Source organism: Pseudomonas sp. YA1 (genome assembly GCF_058680555.1).
In genome coordinates, this window is record NZ_JBZWBG010000037.1 from 1 (window position 1) to 9617 (window position 9617).

Genomic DNA, 9617 nt, shown 5'->3' on the forward strand with positions numbered 1-9617 from the left:
CGGATCAGCGCCGGACTGCCGCGCAGGTACGCCTGCACGTCGCGCAGGCGCGACGGATCGCCCCATTCGGGTTGCTGCAGCGCTTCGCAGCGCCGTACGCGTTGCAATAGATCGTCCATGGTGGGTCCCCCTTCGGCAGGAGATATCGTTTCGATCAAGTGGGAATGCCTTCGCGTTTTATTTCCGGGACCGGAATGCTCAAGGCGCGCAATTGCTGGAAGACGTTCATGAATTCGCGGTTGCGCTTGATCTTGCCGTCTTCAAGTTCGAAGGAATGCAGGAAGTGGTTTTCGTAATAACCTTCGGGATATCCGGGGAAAAGAATCTTGCCGTGACCGTCGCATTCGACCCAGAAATGATTGGGGTCGTCGGTTCCGAATATATTTATGTTGTACCACTCCCAATCGGGAAAGCACTTCAATGACCAGACGGCATGTTCCGCAAGTTTGTCTTTGCCACGAATGACGATGGGCGAGCCGGTATCGGTGGTCCATAAACCGCCACAGCCGTCCTCGACGAAAAGTTCATGGCGGCGCAGGCGATCCTGGCCTTTGGTATTCATGTACTTCTCGACGGTGGCGCGATTCTTTTCGCGAAGTTCGTTGGCATCGGTGAAACCGATTGGATTTGTCGTGTCAGGCATCGTCAATGCTCCTTGGCGGTAGATGTCATTCAAGTGGGAATACCGTCACGTTTTATTTGCGGAACGGCTATTCCCAATGCACGCAATTTCTGTATCGGGTTCATGAACTCGCGATTACGTTTTATCCGGCCGTTCTCGAGTTCGAAGGAATGGATGTAGTGGTTCTCGCAATAGCCCTGCGGATACCCCGGGACCAGCGCCTTGCCGCGCCCGTCGCACTCGACCCAGAAGTGGTTCGGATCCTCGGTCTCGAAGATCCGCACGTTGTGCCACTCCCAGTCGGGGAAGCAGCGCTCGAGCCACTCGGCGAGCCGCCTGAGGCTCTCATGGCCCCGGAAAACCAGGGGTTCGCCGCTTTCCGTGGTCCAGTTGCCGGCGCAGCCGTCCTCGACGAACAGGCTGTGCCGCTGCAACCGTTCGGCCCCCTTCATGGCCATGTAGCGCTCCACCGTGGCGCGATTCAGGCGCCGCAGACGCTCGATGTCGAGGGGTGTTTCCCTGTACCGCTGACCGTTCATGCGCCGCCTCCGAGAGGGCTCTCCAGGTATGCCGGAGAAACTTTTCCCTCGCGGCATCGGTTATTCTCTGGCGCGCAGGAGTTCGTCGCTCGGTAAGGGAGCGATATTCGCTGGGCGCATTGTTTATACGTAGAGTGAAATTTCGCGTTACATATGTTCGCCTGTCGTTTCCAATTTTCGAAAGGCAATAGGAGTTTCATCCCGGTTTTCTTTTGAAAACCTGTCGGTAATGGATTCGCAATGCTTTCGTTAAGGTGCGACAGACGAGGTCGCGAAGACTTTCAGCGTCATTCCGTGAAGTGTTTCAAATAGCCAGCATCCCTGGTCGCTGATGTGGATTGCATAAAACACAGAACGCTCGTACCGGCTCAACTACAAGATCTGGTAGGTGCCAGACAGGGTATGCGGGATTGCTAAGCTGATGCTTCCTGCAATGCCGGAGGTTGTAGCCAAGTTGTAATTTTATTCTTTCGGTACGCAGGAAAAGGCTCTGGAACAGGCAGTTGGAAAGTTCCAGGGTTGTTTCCGCAACGAGATCCAGGGAGCGCTGATCCGGGGGATGAGCGCATTTTTTCTCAAAGTTCCGAATGAACCGGGGTGTTCTGCGGTATTTCTCGCCGAGCGGGCAAGAAGTGCGAAATAGAGCGCTTGGGTACTTCTCGGGTTACGGAAATGTGTAACGAGAGAGAATAAAAGATGAATAATTCGAATCTTGCTGCTGCGCGTAATTTGATACAAGTTGTTACCGGGGAATGGAAGTCCCGTTGCGTCTACGTCGCTACGCGCCTCGGGCTGGCCGATCTGATCGAGAGCGGGATCGACAGCGACGAGACGCTGGCCGCCGCGGTCGGTTCCGATGCCGAGCGCATCCATCGACTGATGCGCCTGCTGGTGGCCTTCGAGATCTTTCAGGGCGATACCCGCGACGGCTACGCCAATACCCCCACCAGCCACCTGCTGAGGGATGTCGAGGGCTCCTTCCGCGACATGGTGCTGTTCTACGGCGAGGAGTTCCACGCCGCCTGGACGCCCGCCTGCGAGGCACTGCTCAGCGGTACCCCAGGCTTCGAGCTGGCGTTCGGCGAAGACTTCTACAGCTACCTCAAGCGCTGCCCGGATGCCGGCCGGCGCTTCCTGTTGGCGATGAAGGCGAGCAACCTGGCCTTCCACGAGATCCCCAGGCTCCTGGATTTCCGCGGGCGTAGCTTCGTCGACGTCGGTGGCGGTTCCGGCGAATTGACCAAGGCCATCCTGCAGGCCGAGCCCAGCGCCCGGGGCGTGATGCTCGACCGCGAGGGTTCCCTCGGCGTGGCCCGCGACAACCTCTCCAGCCTGTTGGCAGGGGAGCGCGTCAGCCTGGTGGGCGGCGACATGCTGCAAGAGGTGCCGTCCAACGGCGATATCTACCTGCTGTCGCGGATCATCGGCGATCTGGACGAAACCGCCAGCCTGAGGTTGCTCGGCAATTGCCGCGAGGCGATGGCCGGCGACGGCCGGGTGGTGGTGATCGAGCGGACCATCTCGGCCAGCGAGCCGTCGCCGATGTCGGTGCTCTGGGACGTGCACCTGTTCATGGCCTGCGCTGGCCGCCACCGCACCACCGAGGAGGTGGTCGACCTGCTCGGGCGCGGCGGCTTCGCGGTGGAGCGGATCGTCGACCTGCCGATGGAAACCCGCATGATCGTCGCTGCCAGGGCCTGAATCGGAACTCTCAACGGTTGGCCCCGGCGGTTTCGCCGGCGGCCAGTTGGCCGGCGCCCGGCGCCAGGTCGCCGCTGCCCCAGCCGAGCGCCTTGTAGAGGGCGATGACGTTGACGAACGAGGCGGTCTCCGCCTGCGCCAGTTCCTCGCGTATCTGGTACAGCGCGCGCTGGTTCTCCAGCACCGCCAGGTAGCTGCCGGCGCCGGCGCGGTAGCGTTCGTTGGCGATCTCCAGGGCGTTCGCGCCATGGGTCGCGGACTGGAACAGGGCGACCAGCCGACGCTGGTGTTCGGCCAGTTGGTTGAGCGCGTTGCCGACGTCCTCCTGGGCCAGCAGCAGGGAGCGCTGGTAGCGCGCCAGCGCGGCGTCGGACTGCGCCTCGACGGCGCGCAGGCGCGCCCGTACGTTGCCCAGGCGGAACGCCGGCCAACTGACGCTGGGCGCCAGTTCGAAGGCGCGCGAGGCACTGCCGAGGTCGCCGCTGCGCAGGGCGAAGAAACCGATGAAGCCGCCCAGGTCGAGGCGCGGATAGAGTTCGGCGGTGGCCGCGCCGACGTCTTCGGTGCTCGCTGCCAGTTGCCGCTCGGCGCTGACTACGTCGGGGCGCTGGAGGATCAGGCGGTCGACGTCGCCCAGCGGCAGGTTCTTCGCCAATGGCGCGGCGCCGCCACCGTCGGGGATCGGCGCGCCGCTGCCCGGCGCCTCGCCGCGCAGCACGTCGAGGCGGTAGCGGGCGCTCTCCAGCGCGGTCGTCAGTGGCGGAATCGCCGCTTCGCTGCGCAGCAGGTTGGCCTGGGCGTTCTCCACGTCCTCCGGCAGGCCGCTGCCCAGTTGCAGGCTGCTGCGGGTCAGCTCCAGGGTGTCGCGCCAACTGCGCACCTGGGCGCGCGCCACGTCCAGCCGGCGCTGGTAGCCCTGGATCTCGAAGTAGGCGCGGGCGGTGTCGGCGGCGATGCTCAGGCGTACCAGCCGGAGGTCGGCGTCGGCCGCTTCGGCGCGGGCCAGGGCGGCGTCGGAAAGTCGGCCGAGGCGACCGAACAGGTCGATTTCCCACTGCGCGTCGAAGCCGGCGCGGTAGCTCTCCGCCAGGCGCCGGCGCGGCTCGCCGTCGTAGTCCAGCTGTTGTTCGATGCTGCGGTTGTAGCCGGCCTGGCTGGTGACCTGCGGCAACTGGTCGAGCCAGCGATCGTCGAACAGCGCGCGGGCGCTGCGCAGGTTGGCGCGGGCCTCGCGGATGTCGTGGTTGCGCGCCAGCGCCTGGTCGACCAGGCGCACCAGTTGCGGATCGTCGAAGAAGCTCCACCAGGGCGCTTCCCGCCGCTCGCCGGAGAACTCGCCGAGGTGCTCGCTGGCGACGCGTGGCGGCGGCGACTGCGGACGCTGGTAGTCGGGGCCGACGCTGCAGGCGGCCAGGCCGGTGCCGACCGCCAGGGCCAGCGCCAGGCGCGAAAGGTTCGGGTAGGAGCGCTTCATACCTTGTTCACCAGCAGATCGGCCTCGGCCAGTTGCCGGCTGCGCGGGCTCTTGTCGACTTCCGCGTGGTTGCGCGCCAGCAGGGTATAGACGGTGGGCAGCACGAACAGGGTGAAGAGGGTGCCGACCAGCATCCCGGAGACGATCACCACGCCCAGGCCGAAGCGGCTGGCGGCGCCGGCGCCGCTGGCGAAGAGCAGCGGCACCAGGCCGAAGACCATTGCCGCGGTGGTCATCAGCACCGGCCGCAGACGGATCTGCGCGGCGCGCAGGATCGCCGCGCGGCGGTCGAGGCGCTCGTGGAGTTGCAGTTCGTTGGCGAACTCGACCATGAGGATGCCGTGCTTGCTGATCAGGCCGATCAGGGTGACCAGGCCGATCTGCGTATAGATGTTCATCGTCGCGTAGCCCAGCGCCAGCGGCAGCAGCGCGCCGCAGATCGACAGCGGCACGGTGATCAGGATGATCAGCGGGTCGGCCAGGCTCTCGTACTGCGCGGCGAGCACCAGGTAGATCACCACCAGGGCGGCGAGGAAGGCGAACACCAGGGTGTTGCCTTCCTGGGTGTATTGCCGCGAGTCGGATTGCCAGTCGTGGCTGAAGCCGGCCGGCAGGCCGCGCGCCACGTCGTCGAGGAAGGCCACCGCCTGGCCCATGGAGACGCCGGGCGCAGGGATCGCCTGGAGGGTCGCGGCGTTCTGCTGGTCGAACTGGATCAGCTTGTTCGGCTCGACCTGAAGCTCCACCCGGACCACCGTCGACAGCGGCACCAGGTTGCCGTCCTGGGTGCGCACGAACTGCCGTGCCAGCGCTTGCGGAGTGAAACGCTGGTCGCGCAGGCTCTGCGGGATCACGTCGTAGGAGCGGCCTTCCATGCCGAAGCGGTTGACGTAGTTCTCGCCCACCAGCACCGCCAGCGACTCGCCGATGTCCTGCATGCGGATGCCCAGGCTGTTGGCCTTGGCGCGGTCGATGCGGACCTGGACCACCGGGTTGTTGTAGTCGAGGTCGCTGTCGACCACCACGAACAGCCCGCTCTGGCGGGCCTTCTGCTTGATCTCTTCCATGGTCCGGTAGAGCACCGGATAGTCCTGCGGGCTGCGCAGCACCATCTGCACCGGCAGGCCGCCGGTGGAGCCGGGCAGGGCGGCCAACTGGAAGGCGAAGATGCTGCTGCCCTCGACGTCGCCGACCTTGCCTTGCAGCTCGGACTGGATCGCCGAGGCGTCGCGCTCGCGTTTTTCCCAGGCCGCCAGGTTGATCCCGCCGAAGCTCGCCGCCGGTCCGTCGGTGCCGTTGATGATCCAGGTGCTCACGGTTTCCGGGATGCTGGTGTAGACCTGGTCGAGCTTGCGCGCGAACAGTTCGACGTAGTCGAGGTTGGCGTGCTGCGGCGCCTTGATCGCGGTGAGCACCGCGGCCTGGTCCTCGGTCGGCGCCAGTTCGCGCTTGGGCATCGAATACAGCAGCGGCAGGCTGATGCACACCAGCAAGGCCAGGCCGCCGGTCAGCCAGCGGTGGCCCAGGGAGAACTCCAGGACCTGCCCGTAGCGCCGCGTCAGGCCGCCGAAGAACCACTCGGCGGCGCGGCCCATGCGCCCCTCGTTCTGGTGTGCCTGGAGCAGCAGCGAACTCATCACCGGCGACAGGGTCAGCGCCACCACCCCGGACACGATCACCGCGCCCGCCAGGGTCAGGGCGAACTCGCGGAACAGCGCGCCGGTGAGGCCGCCCATCAGGCCGATGGGGGTGTACACGGCGGCCAGGGTGATGGTCATGGCGATCACCGGGCCGGCCACTTCGCGGGCCCCGATCAGCGCCGCCGCCACCGGCGACTTGCCTTCCTCGATGTGGCGGTGGACGTTCTCCACCACCACGATGGCGTCGTCCACCACCAGCCCGATGGCCAGCACCATCGCCAGCAGGGTCAGCAGGTTGACGCTGAAGCCGAAGGCCAGCATCAGCGCGGCGGCGCCGAGCATCGACAGGGGAATGGTCGCCACCGGGATCAGCACGCTGCGCAGCGAGCCGAGGCAGAGGTAGATCACCAGCACCACGATCAGCAGCGCTTCCACCAGGGTCCGCACCACCTCGTCGATGGAGGCCTGGATGAAGCGCGAAGTCTCGTAGGCGAGGTCGACGCGGACATCCGGCGGCAGGGTCTTCTGGATCTCCGGCAGCAGCTTGCGGATGCCGTCGACGATCACCAGCGGGTTGCCGGTGGGCGTCGGGAACAACCCCAGGTGCACCGCCGGGTCGCCGTCCATCAGTGCGCTGGTCTCGGTGGCGGCGGCGCCCAGTTCGACGGTACCGACGTCGCGCAGGCGCACCAGGCCGTTGCCATCGTTGCGGATGACCATTTCGCGGAAGTCGTCGACGTTGGTCAGGTCGGTGTTGACCCGCACGTTGGACAGCACGTACTGCCCCTTCACCATCCCCGGCGCCGCCTGGTAGTTGTTGCGGCGGATCGCCTCGGCCACGTCGGAGGCGGTCAGGCCGCGCCCGGCGAGGCGGTCGGCGTCGAGCCAGAGGCGCATGGCCAGGCGCTGGCCGCCAAAGGTCTGGACCTTGGCCACGCCGTCGATGGAAGAGAACATCGGCTCGACCACCCGCGACAGGTAGTCGGTCAACGCCGGGATCGGCAGGGTCTTGCTGGAAAAGCCGACGTAGGCCACCGCGGTGGTCTCGCCGGAAGAGCGTTCGATCACCGAGTCGTAGGCACGCTCGGGCAGCTTGTAGCGCACCGAGTTGACCTTGGCCATGGTCTCGGTCATCGCCTGGGTCGAATCGCGGTTGAGCAGCATGCGGATGGTCACCACGCTACGCCCCTGCACCGAGGTCGAGGAAAGGTAGTCGATGCCCTCCACCGACGACACCGCCTGGGCGATCGGCTGGGTGACGAAGCCCTGCATGAGATCGGCGGAGGCGCCGGGGTACTCGGTGGTGACGGTGATGGTCGAGCTTTCCAGCAGCGGGTACTGGCGGATCGGCAGCTTGCCCAGGGAGAACAGGCCGAGCAGCAGGATCAGCGTGCTGACCACCAGCGCCAGCACCGGCCGGCGGACGAACAGGTCGGTAAAGGTCATCGCGGGGTTCCTTCAGCGGCCGGCGACCGGCACGGGGGGCGCGGCGCTGCTCAGGGTGTCTTCCTTGACCGGTTCCACGGCCATCCCGTCGCTCAGGTTGATCTGTCCGGAAGTCACTACCCGGTCGCCCTCGGCGAGGCCCTGGAGGATTTCCACGCGACCGTCCCAGCGCTCGCCGATCCGCACCGAGACGCGCTTGGCGCTGAGCGGCCGGTCGCCTTCCTGGTGGGCGACGAACACGGTGTCGCCGTAGGCGGTATAGGTGACCGCGGTTTCCGGCACGCTCAGCGACGGCGCGTCGGCTTTGCGCGAGACCCGGATGCTGGCGAACATGCCGGCGGCGAGCAGGCCTTCGGGGTTGTCCAGCAAGGCCTGGACCTGCACCGTGCGCGACTTGCCGATCAGCGGGTCGATGGCGCTGATGCGCGCCGGGAAGCTGCGCCCCGGATAGGCGTCGACCAGGACCTCGAGGGGCTGGCCGAGCTTCAGCTCGGGGCTGGTGCTTTCGTCCAGGGAGAAATTGCTTTTCAGGGTCCGCGCATCCACCAGGCTGGCCACCGGCTCGGCGACGCCGAGGTACTGGCCGAGGTGCACGCGGCGGATGCCGAGCTGGCCGGAGAAGGGCGCGCGGATCGCCTTCTGGTCGATCAGCGCCTGGGTCTGGCGCACCGCGCCGAGCGCCATGTCGCGGGCGGCGACGGCGTTGTCCAGCTGTTCCTGCGAGGCGACGTTGCGCTCTACCAGCTTGCGCGCACGGGCATGGAGGATCTCGGCATTACGCAACTGCGCCTTGAGACGGATCAGCTCGGCCTGTTCCACCGCGTCGTTGAGTTGCACCAGCAACTGCCCTTGCTGCACCTGCTGGCCCGATTCGAAGGCGATGCGGGTGATCCGTCCTGCCGCTTCGGCGGCCACCTGGACCTGGCGACCGGCCTCCAGCTCGCCGACGCCATCGAAGACGCGCGGCACCACCCGCCGCTCCACCGAGGCGAGGGCGACCTTCACCGGCGGGTAGCCGGCGAAACCGCCGGCGTCTTTCTTCGCCGAGCCGGTGGCGTAGACGGCGATGCCGATAACCGCCGCGCAGATGAGCGCGGCACTGGCGATCAGGACGGGTTTCTGCATGATCGCCTCAGGCCTTTTGGTAGGTGGCGGCCACGGAGACGTCCTGGCGCAGCCGCTGGCGTTGCGCGCTGGCGATGGCCGTGGCGATCAGGCCGCCGATCACCGCGATGTGTTCGAGGGCGAAGAACATCGCCAGCTTGGCTTCGACGCCGGTCTTGCTCCAGAAGGTGTGGACGATGAGGATGGTCAGCAGCAGGAACACCGCCAGCGCCCCGGCGCCGAGCCATAGCTTGCGGTCCAGCAGGACCAGCGCGGAGCCGGCCAGCAGGGTCACGGCGGTGGCGATGTTGAACAGCCAGGCCGGCTCCAGGCCGGCGGCGCGCATTTCCTCCAGGCTGGCCTGATAGTCGAACAGCTTCGCCAGTCCCGAGGCGACGAACATCAGGACCAGGCAGATCCGGGCGGTCAGCCAGAGCCAGTTGCTTTCGAGCGAGTTATCGATGAAGCGCTGCATGGGTCGTTCCTTGTGCTGGTCGCCATCCGGCGCCGCGAAGCGGCCGTGGGGGCGGTTCGTGGTCCTGGGGAAACGGGGCGGTATGACCGCAGCGGAGACTATAAAACCTCAAGTTAAGTTGAGGTCAAGGGCGTCTGTGATTAGCGCTGTAGGCCTTGCTGGGCGTGGGTTTCAGGTGGATTCGTTGGTGTCGCGGGACGGTGGGATGAGGGGCTGACGATTGGTCGCGGGGACTATTGGGGGAGGGGCTGGGTGTAGCTTGCAGGCAACCCGTCGCGACGGTTCCCCTGGAGCGAGACGCCTTCGCGGCATCACTGTCGCTCGACCCGCTGCGCGACGATTCGGCCTCCTGCCGGGGCGAGTTCGCTACCCCATCGTCTGGAGGGCAAGCATGACAAACCTCTACGTGGCGGATCCTGGTTCCGTAGGGCGAATAACCGCTTGCGGTTATCCGCCGGTTCTCCGGGACAGCGGCGGATAACGCCCCTGGCGTTATCCGTATATGGACCCCTCCCGGTTTGCCAGTGTTTGTCTTGATTTCAAACCTGTGTACGACTGCATCCGTATATCCGGCTTCATGGAGTGGTGTTGCAACTCCCGAGCCCTGATGAAATGC

The 9617-nt window shown here is 65.7% G+C and carries 7 protein-coding genes and 1 pseudogene; 1 reads left to right on the top strand and 7 read right to left on the bottom strand.

Going from position 1 to position 9617, the window contains the following annotated elements; translation table 11 throughout:
• The 3 genes and pseudogenes from AC4OR5_RS30715 to phzA all read right to left on the bottom strand — a co-directional run.
• A pseudogene (locus tag AC4OR5_RS30715) lies at positions 1-119 on the bottom strand (phospho-2-dehydro-3-deoxyheptonate aldolase); the annotation flags it as partial.
• 35 nt (positions 120-154) lie between these two features.
• The gene (gene phzB / locus AC4OR5_RS30720) at positions 155-643 is read right to left on the bottom strand and encodes a phenazine biosynthesis protein PhzB (protein WP_003123955.1); all 489 of its coding nucleotides are present in this window, start codon (positions 641-643) and stop codon (positions 155-157) included.
• Between the two features lie 29 nt (positions 644-672).
• Positions 673-1161: a phenazine biosynthesis protein PhzA gene (phzA, locus tag AC4OR5_RS30725; RefSeq protein WP_003114729.1), complete on the bottom strand. Its 489-nt coding sequence runs from the start codon at positions 1159-1161 to the stop codon at positions 673-675.
• Positions 1162-1857: 696 nt separating this feature from the next.
• Here phzA and phzM point away from each other — a divergent pair.
• The gene (gene phzM, locus AC4OR5_RS30730; RefSeq protein WP_009313264.1) at positions 1858-2862 is read left to right on the top strand and encodes a phenazine-1-carboxylate N-methyltransferase PhzM; all 1005 of its coding nucleotides are present in this window, start codon (positions 1858-1860) and stop codon (positions 2860-2862) included.
• A gap of 10 nt (positions 2863-2872) precedes the next feature.
• Here phzM and opmD read toward each other — a convergent pair whose 3' ends face one another.
• From opmD to mexG, 4 genes are read right to left on the bottom strand one after another with little or no spacing between them, the layout of a single operon-like run.
• The gene (gene opmD / locus AC4OR5_RS30735) at positions 2873-4336 is read right to left on the bottom strand and encodes a multidrug efflux transporter outer membrane subunit OpmD (RefSeq protein ID WP_116271303.1); all 1464 of its coding nucleotides are present in this window, start codon (positions 4334-4336) and stop codon (positions 2873-2875) included.
• The gene (gene mexI, locus AC4OR5_RS30740) at positions 4333-7422 is read right to left on the bottom strand and encodes a multidrug efflux RND transporter permease MexI (protein ID WP_023108252.1); all 3090 of its coding nucleotides are present in this window, start codon (positions 7420-7422) and stop codon (positions 4333-4335) included. The genes opmD and mexI overlap by 4 nt, the downstream gene beginning before the upstream one ends.
• 12 nt (positions 7423-7434) lie before the next feature.
• Positions 7435-8547 carry a multidrug efflux RND transporter periplasmic adaptor MexH gene (mexH, locus tag AC4OR5_RS30745; RefSeq protein WP_003093609.1) on the bottom strand — a complete coding sequence of 371 codons (1113 nt, stop codon included), beginning with the start codon at positions 8545-8547 and terminating at the stop codon, positions 7435-7437.
• A 7-nt stretch (positions 8548-8554) separates the two neighbouring features.
• Complete coding sequence (mexG, locus tag AC4OR5_RS30750) at positions 8555-9001, bottom strand: multidrug efflux RND transporter inhibitory subunit MexG (RefSeq protein ID WP_023125236.1); 447 nt, start codon at positions 8999-9001, stop codon at positions 8555-8557.
• Positions 9002-9617: the final 616 nt, after the last annotated feature.